The organism is Reichenbachiella ulvae (assembly GCF_025833875.1).
GTDB classification, from domain to species: domain Bacteria; phylum Bacteroidota; class Bacteroidia; order Cytophagales; family Cyclobacteriaceae; genus Reichenbachiella; species Reichenbachiella ulvae.
The window spans coordinates 4374109-4396456 of sequence record NZ_JAOYOD010000001.1 but is presented as its reverse complement, the minus strand read 5'-3'; the positions used below and the strand labels follow the sequence as shown (position 1 = coordinate 4396456).

At 42.6% G+C, this 22348-nt stretch carries 16 protein-coding genes; 12 read left to right on the top strand and 4 right to left on the bottom strand.

Annotation, left to right across the window (positions count from 1 at the left end):
• Positions 1–59: 59 nt before the first annotated feature.
• From N7U62_RS17900 to N7U62_RS17860, 9 genes are all read left to right on the top strand, one after another.
• A complete protein-coding gene (locus N7U62_RS17900) occupies positions 60–3770 on the top strand; it encodes an efflux RND transporter permease subunit (RefSeq protein WP_264139438.1) in 3711 nt (1236 codons plus the stop codon).
• Positions 3767–5017, top strand: coding sequence for a TolC family protein (locus N7U62_RS17895; protein WP_264139437.1), 1251 nt, complete (start codon positions 3767–3769; stop codon positions 5015–5017). The genes N7U62_RS17900 and N7U62_RS17895 overlap by 4 nt, the downstream gene beginning before the upstream one ends.
• Complete coding sequence (locus N7U62_RS17890) at positions 5001–6728, top strand: efflux RND transporter periplasmic adaptor subunit (RefSeq protein ID WP_264139436.1); 1728 nt, start codon at positions 5001–5003, stop codon at positions 6726–6728. Before N7U62_RS17895 ends, N7U62_RS17890 begins: the two co-directional genes overlap by 17 nt.
• Positions 6729–6749: 21 nt before the next feature.
• Positions 6750–7280, top strand: coding sequence for a DUF3347 domain-containing protein (locus tag N7U62_RS17885; RefSeq protein WP_264139435.1), 531 nt, complete (start codon positions 6750–6752; stop codon positions 7278–7280).
• A gap of 138 nt (positions 7281–7418) precedes the next feature.
• The gene (locus tag N7U62_RS17880) at positions 7419–7997 is read left to right on the top strand and encodes a nucleotide exchange factor GrpE (RefSeq protein ID WP_264139433.1); all 579 of its coding nucleotides are present in this window, start codon (positions 7419–7421) and stop codon (positions 7995–7997) included.
• Between the two features lies 1 nt (position 7998).
• Positions 7999–9126 (top strand): molecular chaperone DnaJ, encoded by a 1128-nt coding sequence (gene dnaJ, locus N7U62_RS17875; RefSeq protein ID WP_264139432.1) that lies wholly within the window; start codon positions 7999–8001, stop codon positions 9124–9126.
• 117 nt (positions 9127–9243) lie between these two features.
• The gene (locus N7U62_RS17870) at positions 9244–10140 is read left to right on the top strand and encodes a toast rack family protein (RefSeq protein WP_264139431.1); all 897 of its coding nucleotides are present in this window, start codon (positions 9244–9246) and stop codon (positions 10138–10140) included.
• Positions 10141–10208: 68 nt separating this feature from the next.
• Positions 10209–11120 carry an ABC transporter ATP-binding protein gene (locus N7U62_RS17865; RefSeq protein ID WP_264139430.1) on the top strand — a complete coding sequence of 304 codons (912 nt, stop codon included), beginning with the start codon at positions 10209–10211 and terminating at the stop codon, positions 11118–11120.
• Complete coding sequence (locus N7U62_RS17860) at positions 11113–12429, top strand: ABC transporter permease (RefSeq protein ID WP_264139429.1); 1317 nt, start codon at positions 11113–11115, stop codon at positions 12427–12429. Before N7U62_RS17865 ends, N7U62_RS17860 begins: the two co-directional genes overlap by 8 nt.
• Before the next feature lie 73 nt (positions 12430–12502).
• On the opposite strand, the gene N7U62_RS17855 is transcribed toward N7U62_RS17860, so the two are convergent.
• Positions 12503–14239 (bottom strand): chitobiase/beta-hexosaminidase C-terminal domain-containing protein, encoded by a 1737-nt coding sequence (locus N7U62_RS17855; protein WP_264139428.1) that lies wholly within the window; start codon positions 14237–14239, stop codon positions 12503–12505.
• Between the two features lie 125 nt (positions 14240–14364).
• Here N7U62_RS17855 and N7U62_RS17850 point away from each other — a divergent pair, with 125 nt between their 5' ends.
• A complete protein-coding gene (locus N7U62_RS17850) occupies positions 14365–17496 on the top strand; it encodes a CHAT domain-containing protein (RefSeq protein WP_264139427.1) in 3132 nt (1043 codons plus the stop codon).
• A 55-nt stretch (positions 17497–17551) separates the two neighbouring features.
• On the opposite strand, the gene N7U62_RS17845 is transcribed toward N7U62_RS17850, so the two are convergent.
• On the bottom strand, positions 17552–18061 hold the full coding sequence (locus N7U62_RS17845) for an NUMOD4 domain-containing protein (RefSeq protein WP_264139426.1): 510 nt from the start codon (positions 18059–18061) through the stop codon (positions 17552–17554).
• Positions 18062–18214: 153 nt separating this feature from the next.
• On the opposite strand from N7U62_RS17845, the gene N7U62_RS17840 reads away from it, so the two are divergent.
• Positions 18215–18535 (top strand): DUF4286 family protein, encoded by a 321-nt coding sequence (locus tag N7U62_RS17840; RefSeq protein WP_264139425.1) that lies wholly within the window; start codon positions 18215–18217, stop codon positions 18533–18535.
• Here N7U62_RS17840 and N7U62_RS17835 read toward each other — a convergent pair.
• Positions 18517–18972 carry a GNAT family N-acetyltransferase gene (locus N7U62_RS17835; RefSeq protein WP_264139424.1) on the bottom strand — a complete coding sequence of 152 codons (456 nt, stop codon included), beginning with the start codon at positions 18970–18972 and terminating at the stop codon, positions 18517–18519. The genes N7U62_RS17840 and N7U62_RS17835 overlap by 19 nt on opposite strands.
• The gene (gene serS, locus N7U62_RS17830) at positions 18973–20247 is read right to left on the bottom strand and encodes a serine--tRNA ligase (protein ID WP_264139423.1); all 1275 of its coding nucleotides are present in this window, start codon (positions 20245–20247) and stop codon (positions 18973–18975) included. It lies immediately after the preceding gene.
• A 276-nt stretch (positions 20248–20523) separates the two neighbouring features.
• On the opposite strand from serS, the gene rho reads away from it, so the two are divergent.
• A complete protein-coding gene (gene rho / locus N7U62_RS17825; RefSeq protein WP_264139422.1) occupies positions 20524–22194 on the top strand; it encodes a transcription termination factor Rho in 1671 nt (556 codons plus the stop codon).
• Positions 22195–22348 lie beyond the last annotated feature (154 nt).

Here is a 22348-nt window from a genome sequence, read left to right as displayed (position 1 = left end):
GCTTAGCCCAAGGGACCATTGCGTCCTTATCATTTCTTTTCACTGTTTTGAATTGTGATATGTTAAATCGAATTATCAAATATTTTCTGGACAACAAGCTGGTCACATTGATCTTGCTTGTCGTTCTCATCGCCTGGGGCTTGGTTCATTCACCTTTTAGCCGTGAGGGGGTTTTGTCTTTTTCAGACTTTTTGCCCTCGGATCCGGTACCTGTGGATGCCATCCCCGACATAGGCGAAAATCAACAAATTGTTTTTACTGAGTGGCCGGGTCGATCCCCACAGGATATCGACGATCAGATCACCTACCCGCTTACGACTAGTTTGCTTGGAATCCCCGGTGTGAAGTCGATTAGGAGTTCTTCGATCTTTGGGATGTCGAGCATCTACATCATTTTCGACGAGGACATAGAGTTCTATTGGTCTCGCTCCCGGATTTTGGAAAAGCTCAATTCTCTACCTTCCGGGCTTTTGCCATCGGAGGTAAAGCCTGCTCTCGGACCAGATGCAACAGCCTTGGGGCAAGTCTACTGGTACACCTTAGAAGGTCGTGATGCAAAAGGCAATCCGACTGGCGGCTGGGACTTGCAGGAGATTCGTACCATTCAGGATTATTATGTCAAATATGCCCTGAATGCCGTAGAGGATGTATCGGAGATTGCTTCGATAGGTGGATATGTCAAGGAGTATCAAGTCGATGTAAACCCTGATGCGATGAAAGCCTATGGGATAGGCCTCAATCAGGTGATGAAGGCTGTAAAGGAGAGCAATCGCGATGCAGGTGCGAAGACCATCGAGATCAATCAGGCGGAATACCTGATCCGTGGTTTGGGCTATATCAAATCGATTGGCGATCTGGAAATGGCTGTCGTGTCTGTGAAGGACAATGTGCCGATTAGGGTCAAAGATATTGCGCATGTGACATTAGGACCAGCCACGCGCAGAGGTCTGCTCGACAAAGATGGTGCAGAAGTGGTGGGCGGAGTAGTGGTGGCTCGCTATGGTGCCAATCCCCTGGCGGTGATCAATGGAGTCAAGGATAAAATTGCGGATATATCTGCAGGCCTTCCTAAAAAGACCTTGGCCAATGGCGTGGAGAGTCAGCTGACGATTGTGCCCTTTTATGATCGTACGCAGTTGATTCATGAGACCCTGGGCACCCTGGAGGAGGCACTTTCTCTTGAGATTCTCATTACCATACTGGTGGTGATCGTGATGGTGTTGAATCTTCGAGCTTCGATTTTGATTTCTGGTTTGTTGCCGATTGCTGTTCTGATGGTCTTTATCGCCATGCGCTATTTTGGGATTGATGCCAATATCGTGGCATTGTCTGGAATTGCGATTGCCATTGGTACCATGGTCGATCTGGGTATCGTATTGTCAGAAAATGTCCTGAAACATCTTGATGAGTCGCCCAAAGGTCAGGCCTTAAAAACGACTATCTACAATGCCACGGCAGAAGTGAGCCATGCCATCTTAACTGCTGTCGCAACCACTATTGTAAGTTTTCTTCCGGTCTTTACCATGGAGGCGGCAGAAGGTAAATTGTTTCGACCTTTGGCGTTTACCAAGACTTTTGCATTACTATCTGCACTGGTGGTTTCTTTGCTGATCTTACCTACCGTGGCGCAGTGGTTTTTTGGATTGAAAATACCCAAACAAAAATTCCGAGTGTGGGGAGCCTGGTTGTTGCTTTTGGTCGGAGTGGCCTTGTTTTTCCTCTCTAATCTCTGGGCGGGTTTTACGATATGTGCTTTTGCCATCAGTAGAATCCTTCCTCAATACCTCCTAATTAAATCTCGATGGATTGATTTAATGCCTGTTATGATCGCCCTACTATCGATAGGTTGGTTGTTGGCGAGCTACTGGATGCCTTTGGGTCCAGGCAGATCGGTGGCACTCAATTTTCTGTTTGTGGGTTTGATGATCGGGCTGGTTCTGGGTGCCTTTCTATTGCTGGAGTACTATTATGAGACAATATTACGCTGGTGTTTGAGCTACAAATGGGTTTTCCTCCTGATACCAGCGACCCTGATTGGTTTTGGGGCTTATGTCTGGCAAAACACCGGCAAGGAATTTATGCCTTCTCTCAACGAAGGAAGTTTTCTGCTCATGCCTACCTCCATGCCCCATGCAGGTGTGGAGCAAAATAAGCGCGTCGTTCAACAGCTGGATATGCTGCTGGCCAACATTCCAGAAGTGGAGCTGGCTGTAGGAAAAATGGGAAGAGCCGAAACCGCTTTGGACCCGGCTCCTATCTCGATGTACGAAAATGTAATCAACTACAGATCGGAGTATAAAACAGATGCAGAGGGTCACAGGGCTCGTTTTAAAACAGATGGGAAGGGTCATTATATTTTGTCCTCAGGAGAGCAATTGAGCAATGATCAAGTGCTGGAAAGTGGGTTGATGAATCAATTGCAAGCAGATGAGGATGGAGAATATTTCCGAAACTGGAGGAGCCAAATTGCTTCACCAGATGATATATGGCAAGAGATTGTCAAAGTGACCAAGATCCCAGGAGTGACTTCTGCGCCGAAACTGCAACCGATCGAAACCCGATTGGTGATGTTGCAAACAGGTATGCGGGCTCCGATGGGAATCAAAGTTTACGGCCCTGATCTAAAGACCATCGAAGCATTTGGAGAAAAGCTTGAGGGCATACTCAAAGAGGTGCCTTCGGTAAAGGAAGAAGCAGTATTTGCCGATCGAATAGTCGGTAAGCCATACATTCATTTGAATATCAACAGAGAGGCCATTGGTCGCTATGGTTTGAGTATCGAGGCAGTACAGCAGACGATCGAGACAGCCATCGGGGGTATGCCAATCACTAGTACTGTTGAAGGTCGTGAGAGATTTCCTGTGCGAGTGAGGTATCCACGAGAATTTCGCGATGATCCTTCTACGCTGGCAGAGATACTTGTTCCCTCACCGATTGGCGTGCAAGTTCCACTTGGCGAGTTGGTGGAGATCGAGTACATGCAGGGGCCACAAATGATCAAAAGCGAAGACACCTTTTTGGTGGGCTATGTCCTACTGGATAAAAAGGATGGCTATGCTGAAGTAGAGGTTGTAGAAGAGGCCCAGGCTTACATTCAGTCTAAGATTGATCAGGGAGAGCTGAAAGTTCCATCGGGGGTTAGCTACAAGTTTTCGGGTAGTTACGAAAACCAGATAAGAGCTGAAAAACGATTGGCCATCGTGGTGCCTCTGGTACTGGCAATCATTTTCTTGATCCTTTATTTCCAGTTCAAATCTGTGAGCACCTCGCTGATGATCTTTACAGGTATCGCGATGGCTTTCAGTGGTGGATTTATCATGCTATGGTTCTACAGTCAGGATTGGTTTTTCAATTTTGACTTCATGGGCATCAACATGCGGGCGCTATTTCAGATGCACCCGATCAACTTGTCAGTGGCTGTTTGGGTAGGCTTCATTGCGCTCTTTGGGATCGCTACAGATGATGGCGTGCTGATGGGCACCTATCTGGATCAGAGTTTCAGCAGGAATCCTATCAAGAATCGTGAGGACATTCTGGACGCAGTAGTGGAGGCAGGGAAAAGAAGAATCAAACCTGCGGTAATGACCTCTGCGACTACCATTATCGCCTTGTTGCCCGTGCTCACTTCTACAGGGAGAGGGTCGGACATCATGATACCAATGGCGATTCCGGCCTTTGGGGGAATGATCGTCGCATCGATTACTTTTTTCATCGTCCCGGTGCTTTATGCCATTCGGGAGGATTTCAAATTCAAAAAAGGGAAGTCATGAAAAAATTGATTTTATATATCCTATTGGTGACCATGGTCTTTGGGGCACATGCACAGGAGTTGGACCAATACCTGCAAGAGGCCTATGAGAATAATCCTGGGCTGAAGGCCAGTTACCATGAGTTTGAAGCTGCAATGAAACGCGTAGCTCAAGTGTCTGCATTGCCAGATCCTACCTTGTCTTTTGGTTATTTCATCAGTCCGATAGAAACTCGTGTAGGCGCGCAAAGGGCCAAACTTTCTCTGTCGCAGATGTTTCCATGGTTTGGGACGATCAGTGCTCGGAAGGACCTGGCCGCTATGCAAGCCGAAGCTCGATACCAGCAGTTTCTGGATGACAAGGCGCAGCTTACTTTAAAAGTTAAGCAAGCTTACTTTCCCATTTTGGAATTGCAGGAGCAGATAAGAATTCAGGAACAAAATCTGGGACTTCTGGAAAGCTACAAGCGGGTAGCGACCACTTCCTATGCCAATGGTCGGTCCAGTATGACAGATGTGTTAAGAGTCGATCTAAGATTGGATGACCTGAAGACGGAAATCCAATTGATGAGAGATCAAATGAAACCGCTGAGCATGGCCTTTGCCTATTTGCTTCATCATCCGGATAGTGTATCGCTGAGTTTTGAAGATTCATTATCGATCGAAGACCAGTGGTTGGTGAACCAAGCCAATGACAGTAACTTTTGGTACCACCCCAAAATGGAGGGATTGAGTCAAAACCTGTCTACCTGGCAAGCAAAGGAGCAATTGTCCAATAAAAACGCCATGCCGCAAATTGGTCTGGGTCTGGACTATGCTTTTGTCGCCAAACGAGAGGGCATTAGTCTTCCTGACAATGGTAAAGATGCCATCATGCCAATGGTTACGCTTTCGATTCCGATTTATCAGAAAAAATATCGGGGCGAAAAGGAAGAAAGCCGACTGATGCAAACAGCTGTCCAAAACAGAATGGAGGACTTGCAAAGCCAATTGCAATCCCAATACGAAACAGCCTGGTATGAAGCCAAGGCCTCCTGGGACCGTTACCAGCTCTTCGAACAACAGGAAGAGACGACCCACAGCATCATTGATCTGTTGTATACCGAATATGCCCATTCGGGACAGAATTTCGAGGAGTTGCTGCGCATGCAGCAGCAACTGTTGAAATACGAATTGGCAAAAGTCACTGCCGCTAAAAGCTATCAATTGGCTCTGGCAAAACTCAATTATCTCACATTTAACGCTGAAGAAAATGAATCAGGTAAATAATAAAATAATAGGAGCAGCAGTTCTGGCCTTGGCTTTGGGCCTTGGTTTGGGATGGTTTCTTTTTTCGACAGATCAGAAGGTGGAGGAAGTTCATACCCATGAATCAAAATCAGAGGAATGGACCTGCTCGATGCATCCTCAGATCCGACAGTCCGAACCGGGCCAATGCCCGATATGCGGAATGGATTTGATCCCCGTGGGAAGTGAAGGAGCTTCAGAATCCTATGCGATTAAGATGTCACCCACTGCCATGCAACTGGCCGATGTACAAACTGCTATCGTGCAAAAGCAAACGGCTACCAAAGAGTTAAGGCTCAGTGGAAAGGTACAAGTCAACGAACAGTCGACAGCAACCCAAACTTCCCATATGTCAGGTAGGTTAGAATCTCTCAGGGTCAATACAACGGGAGAATATGTGAGCAAAGGACAGGTGATAGCTAGCCTTTACTCTCCAGAATTGGTGGCAGCTCAGCGCGAGCTCTTCGAAGCGCAAAAGATGAAAGACAAACATCCAGAGCTCTTCGAAGCGGCACAGCAGAAGCTACTCAATTGGAAGCTGTCCAAGAGGCAGATTGATCAGATATTGAAGGCAGGAAAACCCATGGATCAGTTGCCGATATTGGCAGATAAGAATGGGATTGTAATTGCAAAAAAGGCCAATCAGGGAGATTATGTAAAAGAAGGTCAGGCGCTATATGATTTGGCCAATCTGAATTCACTCTGGGTGCTTTTCGATGTATATGAGCAAGACATGCCCTGGGTAAAGCAGGGTGACAGCATTCGTTTCGAAGTGTCTTCACTTCCAGGAAAGAAGTTTGAAGGTCGAGTCAACTTTATCGATCCGGTGATCAATCCTCAGACGCGTGTGGCTCAGGCAAGAGTGGTGGTCAGTAATCCTGATCAGCAACTCAAACCAGAAATGTTTGTGACCGGTTGGTTGAATAGCCCTTTGTCTGATCAGACTGAGCAAATTGCCATTCCAAAATCTGCAGTGATGTGGACGGGTAAGCGCTCAGTGGTTTATGTGAAGGAGTCAGATAGTGAGTCCGTCCAGTTTGCCTCCCGAAAAGTGACTTTAGGATCATCTCTTGGAGACAGCTATGTCATATTGGAAGGTTTGGAAGTCGGAGAGGAAATAGCCGTTCACGGTACATTTAGCATAGATGCTGCAGCTCAGCTGGCAGGAAAACCTAGTATGATGAATGCACGTGAGGAAGAATCTGTTGCGGAGGAAAAACCAATAACTACTCAGTCTTTGTCAGAAGAAGGAAAACGAGCCTTGCAGCCTCTGATCAGGAATTATTTGGACATCAAATCGGCTCTGGCTGATGATGACTTTGCGCGAGCACAATCAGAATCTTCTACTTTCAGCAAGAAGTTATCTGAGGTAGAAATGAAAGTTTTTAAAGGAGAGTCTCATATGACCTGGATGGAAAGTCAAACTGTACTGATGCCTATTGCCAGGGCACTTGCTGCTTCGTCAGATATTACCTCTTTGAGAAATCAATTCATCCAATTGTCAGACGAAATGATTGAACTCGTCCAGATTTTTCAACCCTATAATGAAGCGCTGTACATACAGCACTGCCCCATGGCCAATAGCAACCAGGGAGCAGACTGGATCAGCAGTGAAAAGGAAATTTTAAATCCCTACTATGGAGCTTCGATGCTTAAGTGTGGAGAAGTCAAACAAGAAATAACTAAGAATTAAATAACTATAAATTGTAAGAAGATGAAAACAACTAATTATTTATCTCAAATCGTAACCATGCTAGTAGCAGTAGTGGTTTTAGTGGCATGCGGTAGCAAAAAGGAAAGTGCTAGCACTGAAGAGCATGCCCATGCGGGTCATGACATGGAATCATCCGAAATGGAAATGACCGAAACTCAGAAACCATCCAATGAAAAAGTAGCCAAATACATGGAGCTGAAAGATGCTTTGGTGGAAACAGATGCAGAAAAAGCCAGTTCAGCTGCGGCTTCTTTTTTGGCCGTGTTAGAGGATGGATCTTCGTTATCCGATCTCTTGACCAAAATTCAGGGCGCTACAGATGTAGAGGAGCAAAGAACTGCTTTCAGTGACCTCTCCAATCAAATGTACGAATGGGCCAAGTCTGGAGAAGCAGAAGGTTTGTACCTACAATACTGTCCGATGGCATTCAACAACAGCGGTGCGCAGTGGTTGAGTTTGGATAAGGAAATTAATAACCCGTACTTTGGGGACAAAATGCTCCACTGCGGTACGGTCAAGGAAGAATTATAGGAATCGAAAAAGTCCGAAACAAAACTCCTACCGTCTGACAAATGGTAGGAGTTTTTATTTTTTATAGGACATTATGACACATCTCTGACATTGGCAAAGTAATTGTCAATGTATGGAGGCATATAATTTTTGACAAAAATGGCAAAAAGCGATAAAAAAGCTGACAATAAGTCTCAAGAAGCAGAAGTAAAAGAAGAAGTACTAGATCAAGCTGAAAAGCAAGAAGAGGTACAAGAAGAAAAGGAAGAGCAGAAAGAAGAGCTTTCCGCAGAGGAGAAATTGAAGGCGGAACTTCAGGAGTCTCAAGACAAATACTTGAGGTTGTATTCTGAGTTCGAAAACTTTAGAAGAAGAACATCCAAGGAGAAGCTGGATTTGATCAGCACGGCCAACGAAAGTTTGATTCAGGCTTTGTTGCCAGTGGTGGACGATTTCGAAAGAGCGGAAAAGTCAATGACTGAGGATTCAGAGATAAAGTCTGTCAAAGAGGGAGTGGATTTGATCTTCAACAAATTGCGTGGTGTTTTGGAATCCAAAGGGGTAAAACCAGTGGAGGCTGAAAAAGGCGGAGAATTTGATCTCGAAAAACACGAAGCAATCACTCAAATACCAGCTCCAGAGGAAGAACTAAAAGGAAAGATCGTAGACGTAGTGGAGAAGGGTTACCAACTCAATGATAAGGTGATACGATTCGCGAAAGTAGTAACCGGAGCATAACATGGCGAAAAGAGATTATTACGAAGTACTAGGATTGAGCAAATCTGCTACGGCAGATGAGATCAAAAAGGCCTATCGTAAAATGGCCATCAAATATCACCCGGACAAAAACCCGGATGATAAAGAGGCTGAAGAAAAATTTAAAGAAGCTGCAGAGGCCTATGAGGTATTGAGCGATGCGAACAAGAAGCAGCGCTATGATCAATTTGGTCATGCCGGAATGGGCGGAGCTGCCGGTGGCGGTGGTTTCGGAGGCGGAGGTATGTCTATGGACGATATCTTCTCTCAATTTGGCGACATCTTCGGTGGCGGAGGTGGCGGAGGATTTGAGAGCTTCTTCGGAGGTGGTGGCGGTCGCCAGCGCAGACGCAAGGGGACGAATCTTCGCATCAAATTGAAGCTGACGCTTGAAGACATCGCTCACGGTGTAGAAAAGAAATTAAAAGTCAACCGATTGGTTGCCGCTGATGGGGTGACTTTCAGAACTTGTCCACAGTGCCAGGGTTCGGGTCAAGTACAAAAGGTGGTGAATACCATGCTAGGCCAGATGGTATCAGCATCTACTTGTCCATCATGTAATGGTGCCGGTCAGACCATCGATAAGAAACCTCCTGGGGTAGATAGTTCAGGGTTGACTTACAAAGAGGAAGTAATCTCTGTGAAAATTCCTGCAGGTGTAGTGGATGGTATGCAGTTGTCCATGTCTGGCAAAGGAAACGAAGCCCCAGGTGGAGGTGTACCAGGGGATCTGCTGATCGTGGTAGAAGAGAAGGAAGACGATACGCTCAAAAGAGATGGTAACAATATCGTGTATGATCTCTATCTGAACTTTGTAGATGCGGCGCTGGGAACTTCTGTAGAGGTGCCGACGATCGATGGCAAAGTAAAGATCAAGATCGATCCAGGAACACAAAGCGGCAAGATCCTTCGTTTGAGAGGAAAAGGAATCAAGGAGATCAATGGATATGGCAAAGGCGATCAATTGATCCACGTCAATGTATGGACGCCAAAGGCGCTGACCAAAGACGAGAGGGAAAAATTGGAGAGTTTGAGAGATTCAGAGAATTTCACTCCAGCACCATCTAAGTCTGACAAAGGCTTCTTTGAGAAGATCAAAGAGTTCTTTTAGGCCATAATCGACGATAAAACACGCAAGAAAGGGTCAGGATTTTCAATTCTGACCCTTTCCTTTTATTTTCGGGCTTTGTTTTAAAACCGAAATGTGCTGAATTCCGTTATAAATGCCATGTTGAGAATTTTATTAGTTGCTCTGGCAATATGCGTTGGTGGGTATGAAGGCTTTGGTCAGCTAAAGAAATTTTATACCGTCAAAAATGATGTCACTTTCGACACAGTGAATTTTTCGATGAAAGCGACATCAGGGACCTGTTTTGTCAAACCGTCCCATCACAACGATCCGGTCACCATCTACGGCAATCCCTCTCTCTCAGACGTCAATCCTACCTTTACCAGCGACATCAAGTATACCACCAACTTTGTACACCTCGAATTAGAAGATTACAACCAGAAAGGCCTCAGTCACGCCATTACTTACAATGTTTTTGGATCGGAAGATGGCTCTGAGGAAAAAGACTTTTGGAAGATATACCTGACAGACCAGAAAATTTACAATTTGAATTTGACCTATGGGGTCGGAGACAATCATATCAATCTTTCAGATTTGGCCGTTTCCAGATTCAAAATCCAGTCGGGGAGTGCGGACGTCAATATTCATTATGATGATAAGGGAATGAATAGATGTCAAATGGATACCTTCTCTGTGATTGTAGATTTGGGCAATCTGGTGGCGCAGAAGATGCATTTGGCCCGAGCTAAAAATGTGATAGCAGAAGTGGGTTTTGGAACAGCGGTATTGGATTTTGGTGAGGGCGTTAATAGTCCATGCAAGGTCAACGCCAGCGTAGGAGCTGGAACCTTAAAGATCAAAATACCTGAGAACGATTTTCCTGCCATCATACGATTCAAGAGTTCCCCACTGTGCAAATATTCTTTGGAGCAGGGCTTCAAGGAGATTGAACCCGATGTGTATGCCAATAAGAGCTACTCCCCTAAAGCGGAGAACATCATGGAGTTTGTGATAGATGTCGCTTTAGGCAACATTACCTTCGAGTACATCAAATAATTTCCCTTTCATGTAATATTTTCGAGTCAACCGGCACTAACCGGGTGTATCACAAAATTAAACTTGACTTGAATCTACTTGAAATTAAAAGTGTCTCCAAGCGCTATGGAAACCATCAGGCCCTGGAGAAAATCTCTTTTGAAATCCCTGAAAACAGTATTTTTGGACTACTAGGTCCCAATGGAGCAGGGAAAACCACATTAATCAGAATCATCACTCAGATTATCATGCCGGATGAAGGCGAGGTGCTTTTTCATGGCAAAAAGCTAGAGCCTGAGCATGTTAGGAAAATTGGTTATCTGCCTGAGGAAAGAGGCCTTTATAAAAAAATGAAGGTTGGTGAACAGCTGCTTTATCTGGCGCAATTGAAAGGACTGGAGAAAAGAGAGGCAGTGAAAAAGATCAAAGATTGGCTGAAGCGCCTGGAGATGGATTCGTGGGTCAACAAGAACATAGAGGATCTGTCCAAAGGAATGCAGCAAAAGATCCAATTCATAGCTACGGTGGTTCACGAACCATCTCTCATCATTCTGGACGAGCCCTTTTCAGGTTTCGATCCTGTCAACGCCAATTTGATCAAGGATGAAATTTTAGCGCTGAGAGAAAAAGGAACTACGGTTATTTTTTCTACCCACAGAATGGAATCTGTAGAAGAGCTCTGTGATGATATTGCTTTGATCAATAATGCCAACGTTATCATTTCAGGCGCTAAGACAGACATCAAAAACCAATTTAGGGACAACACCTTCATCGTAGAATATGCAGGCGAAGAACTAAAGGCTCAGGATGGTTTGGATATCCTAAAATCGAGAAAACTTCAGGATATCTATAAGACGGAACTAAAATTAGGAGAGAGCATGAGTGTAAATGATTTGGTGAAAGAAATCACCAGTCAGTCCAATTTGGTTTCTTTCAACGAGAAAATTCCTTCCATTAATGACATCTTTATTTCCACTGTAAATCCTAACGGCCATGAATAATATTTTCCTAATCATAAAACGTGAATACCTCTCTAGAGTAAAAAAGAAGTCTTTTTTGATCATGACCATTTTGGGGCCAATTCTGTTTTCCGGCTTATTTGTAGTACCAATATGGCTGGCCACACGAGATGGCGATGAAAAAGTAATTCAGGTATTGGATGAATCAGGTTTGTTTGGTGAAGAGTTTGTCAGTTCGGACAATATGACCTATGTCTATATAGACGAAGATTTAGAAGCAGCCAAATCTGCCTTGAACAACAATGAGGTTTTTGGTTTGTTATACATTCCCGAAATGTCGATCGAAAAACCAGAAGGTATTCGCTTCTTTTCTACTCAGAACCCTGGATTTGGTTTGCAATCCGATCTGGAAAGAGTAATTAAGTCCAAAATTGAAAATATCAAGCTCATCAATTCTGGGTTGAACCAGGAGTTTCTGGACAATTTGTGGGCTAGCGTCCACGTTCAGACGGTGAATTTGTCAGAAACTGGAGAGGAAAGTGAGAGTAGTACGGGCGGTGCTACTGTGGTAGGCTACATCGGTGCATTTCTGATATACTTTTTCATATTCCTATATGGTGCCCAGATCATGAGAGGTGTGATTGAAGAAAAGACGAATCGCATCATCGAAGTGATCATTGCCTCTGTAAGACCTTTTCATTTGATGATGGGAAAGATCATAGGTGTAGGAGGTGTTGGACTCAGTCAGTTTTTGCTTTGGGTGCTGTTGTCTAGCGCGATAGTTACAGGTATTACTACTTTCGTAGGAGGAGATATGTCTCCTGAGCAGGTGGAGGCGATGCAGCAAGCCAATCAGATAGCTGCTACTCCTCAGCAAACAGAAGCACAAGCCGTAATTGAAAAATCGATGGGCGCCATAGGTCAGATCAATTTGCCTTTGGTCATATCTTGTTTTGTCTTCTATTTCTTAGCTGGATATTTGTTCTATGGGGCCTTGTTTGCAGCGATTGGATCTGCGGTAGATAGTGATGCAGATTCTCAGCAATTTATGTTTCCGGTTACTATTCCGCTGATATTTTCGGTGGCAGTTTTGTCTGCTGTGATCAATGATCCTCATGGCAATTTGGCTTTTTGGCTGTCTCTGGTCCCCTTTACCTCTCCCGTGATTATGATGATGAGAATTCCATTTGATGTGCCGATATGGCAGATTGGTCTATCCATGGTCATGATGATTGGCGGGTTTATTTTTACGACCTGGCTGGCTAGTAGAATCTACAGAGTAGGGATCTTCATGCACGGTACCAAAGTCAATTACAAAACATTGGCGAAGTGGTTCATGATGAAGAGTTAAATCACAACTAATTGGAAATAAAAAAGGCTCATTCTAGTTCAGAATGAGCCTTTTTTATACTCAATTTTGTTTTCTACTTTATGAATATTTCGAACACCTCTGACTTGGTTTCGTTTCCTAATTTGTCAGTAGCTCGGATGGAATAAGTCACCAATCCTTTACTAGAAAGGGTAATAGGTTTGGTATATTCCACTTCTGGTTTTCCATCAATTGTATAATAGATCTTATCTGTATCCAGTACTTTATCGGTGGCCCCAAGGAAGAGCTTGGTACCGCTAGAGTAAACCTTGATTTGTTTTCCAGGTTTGTCATCGAGCTCAATCGTGCCGATGGACTCCATACTGATGATGTTTTCGATAGCAGGCCCAGTGTTGTCTACCACAAAAGCGAAGTTTTTGGTATTGCGGTTGTTTACCTGGTCAGTAGCATAAAAATCGATGTTGTAATAACCTTCTTCTGCTATTTTGATTGGGCCTTCATAGTCCTGGCCCGTTTCTCCATTGATTTTGTATCCTATGTTTTTGACTCCACTGTCATTGTCAGTAGCAGAAAGGTCAATGGTGGATTGGCTAGTGATGAATGCGGTGTCTCTGGATATATACTTCTTGCCGCTGAAGCTGTAATTCACTTCAGGAGGAGACATGTCTATGTTAAGAGCAGCTCTGCTCAAGCCTTTGTCCTCCAGTTTTCCTTCGAAAGTATTGTTGACATTGTCAGTAGCGAAGTAGGTCACCACCTGGCTGCCGTTTCCTTTTTCGATGGCAAATGGCTCGTAATAGGTTTGAATTTCCCCACCATTCAATGAGTATTTAATCTCCTTTACGCCTGCCTTGTTGTCCTCAGCAGTTAGTTTTACTTTAGTTCTAGTGGAGATAAATACGCGACCTCTGCTTTGGTATTGGTCCCCGACTATGGTTGCTTCCACCTCAGGTACTGTTTTGTCCAAATAGAAGTTGATGCTTTGTTCGGTTTCTTGATTTCCTACCTGATCTACTGCGAAGAATTTGATGCTATGGTCACCTTCTGAAAGTTGAGACAACCCTATTTGAGTCCCAAATGCTCTTTCTGTACCCTCATCAATTTTGTATTTGATGCTTTTGACTCCAGAGGCCAGATCCTCAGCACTGATTTTAATCAAAGTACGAGGAGAAAATATCATTCCACTGTAATCTTTTTCAGCTGTGTATTTAGATTTTGGAGCCACCATATCCACTTCAAAATTGAACATCTGGATGGCTTCTACATTGCCCGTATTATCTGCTGAGTAAATTTTAACATCATATTTTTGACCTTGGCTCAAGGCAACAGCTTCCGAATATGTGCTGAAAGGTGCATTGTTGATGCTGTAGAAAGTTTTTTGAACTCCAGAATGGCGGTCATTTGCAGTAGCGGCTAGTTTTAAGCCCTTTCCAAAGTACTGTTTACCTTCAGAATTTTTGTAATAACTCGCTCCATCCAATGAAACTTTAGTCACCGGCGCCTCACTGTCACGGTAGACTTCAAACAGCAATTCGATTTTGGGACTGATCTGATTCAGTTCAGAATCGGCAGCCCAATTGGAGCGTATATAGTTGACCCCCTCAGTATCTAGATAGAGAGGATTGGTATACTGAGCTTGATTTTCACTTTTTAATTTTACGGCGTTATTGCCATCGGGATTGTCAGCTATGAATATATAAACAGGTTTTTTCCCATGCCAGTAAAGCTTGCCGTCTTCACCGACATAGTAATTAGCTTCTACTGTTTGTTTTTCCTGAGCTTGGACAAGGAATACGGGACAAAGCAGGAGAAGTATAAAAAACTTTCTCATAACTAATAATAACTTAAATTTACTTTCAGATAAATAATGTGTTTAAATACATTGCATGTGCAATATCAAAAAAAAAGAAATAAAACAGACTTCCATGTGGGTCTTTTCAAAATAATATTTTAAAAGTGAAGTTTAGAATTGTTTTAGTACAAACGCTCCTATTATCCTGTATTTATAATTCTGCTTTTGCTCAAAAAACCTTGGGAGATGACCATTTTCACAAGGGTGATACCTTTTTACTTTTTAATAACCACGACAGCTCGATTTACAACTTTGAAAAGGCAAGAGAGATTTATGTCAAGATTGGGTATTGGCGGGGAATCATTGCTGCCGATAACAAAATTGCTGAAAACCTCTGTGGTACCTATGATCTAGAAAAAGCCATGAAGTTGGCCAAGGAGGCCTACAAAATGTCAGGTGAACATCTGGGCGAATGGGATATTGAAAAGGCCAATGCCTTGATAAATATGGGCAACATACATTTTTTATCAGGACAGCATGATCAGGCTCTGGCAGAATACGAAAATGCCTGGGACATTGCCAATCATGAATTTCATGAAGATGTCTTGTTTTCTGCTCCGACTAGTTTAGGTATCGGCAATGTTTATTTTGGAAAGAATCAATATGCCAATGCCTTTAAACATTTTCAGAATGCACTAGAAAACAATATCAATATTCTGGGCGAAGAGCATCCCTATGTGGCCAATTCCTATTTGGCTCTAGGAAACCTCTATAGAAATAAAGGCTCTTACAATCTGGCCACAGAATATTATGAGCATGCTTTAAGAATCAATAAAAAGGTTTTTGGTGAAAACCACCCTGATGTGGCTACTACCTATGTAGGAATGGCTGAAGTGTTCAAGAATAGTGGCGAGTATGATATGGCCATGCAGTATTATCGTCAGGCACAGAATGTATATCAGAACTTTTTACACGAGAAGAACCCAAAATATGGAGCGATCTATCTGGGTATCGCTGATGTATCAAAGAATACAGGCGATTTTCAGAATGCAGAAAAATACTATCAGCAGGCATTTGACTTATATGAACTGACCATAGGTTTGGAGCACCAGAGCACGGTTAGAAGTGTTTTGGGTTTGGGTAACACCTTCATGATGCAAGAGCGATTTCCGGAGGCATTACAGTATTACAATCAGGTTTTAGATATCAACTTCAATCTAGTTGGGGAGCATCATGTGAACTCTTCGGCTGCTAATAATAACCTTGGCAGTATTTACTATTTCTTTGGCGAATTCGAATTGGCACTTAGGTATTTCAAAAAGGCCTTGGAGATTGACATAGCCATCCACGGGCATGACCATCCAGATGTGGCCAACGCTTACCATAACATCGCCAGGGTATACGGAGAACAAGGAGATATTCAATCTGCACTGGATTACATTCAAAACGCAATCAGTTCGAGCATTATAGATTTTGAGGATGAAAATGTCTACGTCAACCCTGTGTTGGTCAATTTCTTTGATAACAAGGATTTACTATTCTATTTGGGATATAAGGGAGAGCTCTTGGAAGCTGGTTTTAGAAATGGTGAAAACATCAAGGGCCTGGATGTAGCGCTTCAGAATTTTATTTTAAGTGATGAACTGATTGACAAAATTCGTCAGTCCTATACGCAGAGAAGAGACAAAGAGGAGATGGGTGAATTGGTGAGCAGTATTTATGAATCTTCTGTATCTGCTGCTTTTACACTGACTGAGCTATTAAGTGAGAGCAATGTTCAGCAGGTAGGTGATGGTAAAAGTTACGCCGAGAAGAAGAAAGAATATGAAAACCGTTTTTTCTTTTTTACTGAAAAGCACAAGGGCGCAGTTCTTTACTCCTCAGTTGCACAAACGAACCCTAAGAAATATGGTGATATTCCAGAGACTGTTCTGTATCAAGAAAATGAGTTGAAGGAACTCATCAGTATCTACACACAGGAACTAGCAGCCTATCCAGAGGGGAGTATGCTGGATTTTTATCAACGAGAATTAGAAACTGCCAATCAAGAATATGAGGATCTGATCTATCAGTTCGAATATGACTATCCAGATTATTATGAATTAAAGTATTCCAATCAAGTCCCGTCACTTGAAGAGGTTCAGGGATTTTTGAATGATACTACGATGATCCTTTCTTATTATTCAGGATCTAGCAGCCTATATACTGCTCAAATTTCCAAGACTGATTTCAAGATCAGTAAGACACGTAAGAAAAATGATTTTGAGAGGTCGATTGCTTCCTTGAGACAGGCGATTGTTAGCAAGAATGATGGAGACTATTTGCGCCATGCTGCGACGCTTTACAAGCAGTTGTTTCCATTTGAGATACCTGATCAAATCAAAAGCCTGATCATAGTCCAGGACGGGAATATGTTAACCATCCCCTTCGAAGCACTGCTGACTAAAGAAGTGAATCCGGGAGCTATGGATTTTGCTACTTTACCCTATCTACTCAGGGAGTATAATATTTCCTATTCTCCATCGGTCAACTTGCTCATCAAAACTTTCTCAGATCAAAACACGAATCAGTCTGGTGGTAATAAAAATGGACTGGTCCTGGCTCCATTGACTTTTGAAAATTCTATAGATGCACTGCAAGCTGCCAAAGAAAAATCCTACGATGAGGCTGAGGTTGCTATGAGTCTAAGAACATCCCTATCGATCAGCGAAAATCAGATTGGTGCTATGCCTGATTCAAAAACCGAGGCTGAGGCAATCGCCAATATGTTTCGCCAAAATGGTGGACAAGCGGATAGCTATATAGGAGGTGATGCGACTGAAGAATGGGCCAAATCTGGCACTATCGGTAACTATAGTTATATCCATTTTGCGACGCACGTGATTGTAGACCAGAGTGAACCTGAATTTTCTGGTGTTTTGTTAAAAGAAAGTGGTTCTGACGATGGGATACTGTTTTCAGGCGAATGGTATGATTTGGATTTGAATGCTGACATGGTGACCATTTCGGCTAGTGAAACTGGAATTGGTAATCAACTCTCAGGTCAGGGAACACTAGGGTTCACAAGAGCGATGATCTATGCTGGCGCAAAGAACCTTACATATTCTCTATGGACAGTTCCAACTACCTCATCCACTCAACTGATGACTAGTTATTATCAGGGGTTCTTAAGGGGTAGGGAAACGCCTCAAGCCTATGCGAGTGCGCTTAAGGCTGCTAAAATGAAACAAATAGAAGCAGGTGGCGAAATGGCTCACCCATTCTATTGGTCCACTTTCATTTTGATAGGAAGGTAAAAAATTTAGGTTAGGTAAAAGAGTGGTTGGACGTTAAGTCAGGCTGGTTTGTATCTTAAGCTAATTTTCTTGACTCTTCTTCTTCAAATTCACTCTTTTTTTTACGAGGTGCTTTGAAGCCATTTTTGTATCTCTTCTTTCTTGTTTTCCATACTTTGAAGTTGTTTTTGTTACCAACCTCAAACTGGAATGACATGTGCTCTGACGGTGATACCCATTCCAAATTGGTTGAATCATTATTCTTTGGATTATTGTCCAAGTGAACAATCATTGTATATTCTTCTGGAAGGATGTTGATGCAAAAAGCTTTTGCTACCTCTCTGTGAGGATAGACAGTTCTTCTTTTGCCATCGTCATGAAGTAGGTCGAGGAAAAAACATTTGCATGTTTTGTTCCAGCGCTGTCTCATGACTTTTTCTTTTAATCGAATATCTTTCTTAGATCCACTGTGCCATGTTGTTCTGGCTTTTCTTCGGATCGCTCCCTTGTTAGACACCTCATAGTTGGAAAATCCTTCTATGGGTTTCCAAACCTCACTTATTCTTTCTATTCTTTGATATCCCATGTTTAGTAAATCTTTGAAAATATCGAGTTCATAGTAAATGTAAACTTTGTTCTTACACTATTCTGAATTCTTCGACGAATGCCATAAATAAATCTATTACTTTGATGTTACTGTGGATTAATGAATTTTTGCATTAAATAAAAAAGCCGAAATATGGTACTATATAACGTTACGATGAACGTGGACAAAGGGATTGAAGAAGATTGGTTGAATTGGATGAAAGAGGTCCATGTCAAGGATGTTTTGGCAACTGGCTTCTTTTCTGACTGTAAGGTTTTCCAACTAATGAGCGAAGAACCTCAGGGTACAACCTATGCTTTTCAATACTTTGCCAAGTCGGCCAAAGACATCCAGGCTTACCAGGACCAGCACGGTGCTAAATTACAAATGGATGTGATAAGCCGATATGGTGATAAGGTGATGTCTTTTCGGACTTTATTAAAGCACGTTCATTCTCATTCGAAATCTAAGTGACAGTTGACCCACTCAGAGTCGAATCTAGCGCCATAGGTTTCGTAAAACTTCAAGGCAGGCTCGTTCCAATCCAGTGCCTGCCACATCATGCCTGAGCAATTCTGATCTCTTGCATATTGGATGGTTGAATCCATTAGTAGCTTTCCAATGCCTTTACCTCTTTCCGATTCGGTCACGATTAGATCCTCCAGATATAGTCGTTTGCCCTTCCAGGTAGAGTATCTGTAATAGTACAACGACAAGCCTATGATCTGTTGTCCCTGCTCTGCCACAAAAAAACCAAAGACAGGTTCTGCTCCGAACCCATCTTCTTTCATTCTTTCGAGTGTATTATCTACTTCATCTAAGGCTTTTTCATACTCTGCCAGTTCTTTGACCAATTCGAGTACTACTGGCAGATCACTTTCCTTCCCTTTTCTAATTGCTACTTCAGCCATTTATTGAATGGTTTCAAATCCCGTATAACTCTTAAGTGCCTCGGGAATTTTAATTCCTTCTTCCGTTTGACCATTTTCGATCAATGCTGCCATGATTCTAGGCAGGGCTAGAGCACTACCATTCAGGGTGTGAAGAAGGTGCTTTTTGTTGTTTTCGTCTTTGTATCTAAGCTTCAAGCGATTGGCTTGATAGTTTTTGAAGTTACTGACAGAGCTTACTTCCAACCATTTTTTCTGAGCTGCAGAATACACTTCAAAATCATACGTGATGGCAGAGGTGAACCCTAAATCTCCTGCGCATAACTTTAATATACGGTAAGGTAATTCCAGTTTCTTCAAGAGATTTTCCACATGCTTCACCATTTCGTCTAGCGTTTCGAATGATTTGTCAGGATGCTGCACCTGAACGATTTCGACCTTGTCGAATTGATGAAGACGGTTGAGACCTCTTACATGAGCACCCCATGAACCTGCTTCTCGACGAAAACAAGGCGTAAAACCTACATTCTTGATTGGTAAATCTTTTTCATCCAAAATCACATCACGATATAGGTTGGTAATTGGCACCTCAGCTGTAGGTATCAAGTATAGATCTGTATCTGTTAGGTGGTACATCTGGCCTTCTTTGTCTGGCAGCTGCCCAGTTCCATAACCAGAAGCTTCATTTACCACCACTGGAGGTTGGATTTCGTGATAGCCTGCCTTGTCCGCTTCATCTAAGAAGAAGTTGACCAAAGATCGCTGCAATCGAGCGCCTTTTCCTTTGTAAACAGGGAATCCCGCTCCAGTGATTTTGATTCCCAGATCAAAATCAATGATGTCATATTTCTTGATCAAGTCCCAATGAGGCAGGGCGTCATCGCTTAGCTCAGGTAGACTATCTACGCAAAAAATCTCCTCGTTGTCCTCTTCAGTTTTTCCTGCAGGTACTTCTTCTATAGGAATGTTTGGGATTTGGTAAAGAGAATCTCTAAGCTGGATTTTGTTATCCTCCTGCATTTGAGCCAACTCTTTAGATTTTGATTTCAGATCTGAAGTTTTCTGCTTAGCGGTTTCGGCTTCCTCTTTTTTGCCTTCCTTCATCAACATCCCGATAGATTTAGAGATTTTGTTGGATTCCGCCAAAACCTCATCCAGTTCAGCCTGAATGTTTTTGCGGTTGTTGTCCAACTCTATGATCTCTTCTAATAGAGCGCTGGCGTTATCTATACCACGTTTTTCTAATCCTGCGATGTACTTGTCTTTGTTGTCAATTATATCTGAAACCAATAACATATTTGATGTCCTTAAATATTGAGTGGGCAAATTTATAACATGCGCTTCGTTTACAGCCAATAAATTGCCTTTTATAGCCAGATGAAATAATTATGCATATATTTGTGAATAATTCATGGTTGGCATATACTTGCGCCACCATCAAACGTGGGCTTATCTATGCTGCTTCTCGAGCAGTCCAACAGATAGACTTTCATTACCGAATTTATTTTCAGAAATATACACATCAGAAATACAGGCTTATTGAGTTAAGCACAGATCTTTTTAATATTAGTTATGTACAATATCGAAGAATTGAACGACAGGTTGTTATCCGAGCTGAAGGAAATCGCTGAGAACCTGGGTATCAAAAATTACAAACGTGCGGCCAAAAAGGACCTTATTTACAAAATCCTGGATGAGCAAGCAGTAAATCCAGAGCCAGCAAAGCAAATCAAAGCACAGGAGTCCAAAGGGAACAAACCTGTAGCTGAAACAGAGGCTGAACCCAAGCCTAAGAAAGAGGAGAAAAAGAAGGAAGACAGAAGACCAAGGAAGGAAAACAAGGACTCAAAAGCAGAAAGCGCTGATGATGTATTGAAATCTTTTGATCTGAATGTGGATGGTAAGTCGGAAAGCAAAGACAAGCCGGAGAAACCTGAAAAATCCCAGGAAAAACCTCAAGAAAAGGATCAGAAAAACAATGATCAACCTAGAGATAAGAAAGAAAGATCTGACAGACCTGATCGTGGCGATAAAAATGACAACCGTGAAAATCGCGACAATAGAGATCGCGAAAAACGCCATGATAAAGGCAACAAGAAGAATGATTACAACAATAGCATCAAGGAATTTGATGGCGTAATCGAAAATGGTGGTGTATTAGAAATCATGCAGGATGGTTATGGTTTCTTAAGATCTGGCGATTATAATTATTTGGCTAGCCCTGATGATATATATGTCTCACCTTCACAAATCAAATTGTTTGGGTTGAAGACAGGGGATTCTGTCATCGGACAGATCAGACCTCCTAAAGATGGAGAAAAATATTTTGCTCTATTGAAAGTGACTACCGTTAATGGTAAAACGACTGAGGAAATAAGAGACCGAGTACCATTTGAGTATCTGACTCCTTTGTTCCCAGAAGAAAAATTGAATCTAAGCTACAAACCTAGCGATTACTCTACTCGAGTAATGGATCTATTCTCTCCAATGGGGAAAGGCCAAAGAGGCATGATCGTAGCACAGCCTAAGACAGGTAAGACGGTTCTTCTAAAAAATGTAGCCAACGCGATAGCTGAAAATCACCCAGAAGTTTATTTAATGATCCTTTTGATCGACGAACGTCCTGAAGAGGTGACTGATATGGCGAGAAGCGTAAAGGCTGAAGTGATTGCATCTACTTTTGATGAGCAGGCTGAAAAGCATGTAAAAGTTGCCAATATCGTTTTGGAAAAAGCGAAAAGAATGGTTGAGTGTGGTCATGATGTAGTGATCCTTTTGGATTCTATCACAAGGCTGGCAAGAGCGCACAATACAGTAGTTCCATCAAGTGGAAAGATTCTTTCGGGTGGTGTGGATGCCAATGCACTTCACAAACCAAAGAGATTCTTTGGAGCGGCAAGAAATGTAGAAAATGGTGGTTCATTGACCATCCTTGCTACAGCTCTGATCGAAACTGGATCTAAAATGGACGAAGTGATCTTTGAAGAATTCAAGGGAACGGGTAATATGGAACTCCAGTTGGATCGCAAGTTGGCCAACAAGCGAGTTTACCCTGCTATCGATATTCCTGCATCTGGAACCAGAAGAGAAGATTTGTTGATGGACAAAGACGAACTATCCAAAGTATGGATTTTGAGAAAGTTCATGGACGATATGAATTCTGCAGAAGCAATGGAATTCTTGTTAGGAAAAATGAAAGGAACAAGAAACAACGAGGAGTTTTTGATCTCCATGAATGGTTAATTCTCTGTTGTTGTATAAAAAATATGAAAGGTCACTTTTTAAGTGACCTTTTTTTGTTGAAGGCTGATTTTCAGTGAAAAACGCAGTTTTTAGAAGGGTTTTCCTAGTAGGATTAAAGTTTTTTTTTATATAATTTTAACAATGGTGAAGTAAG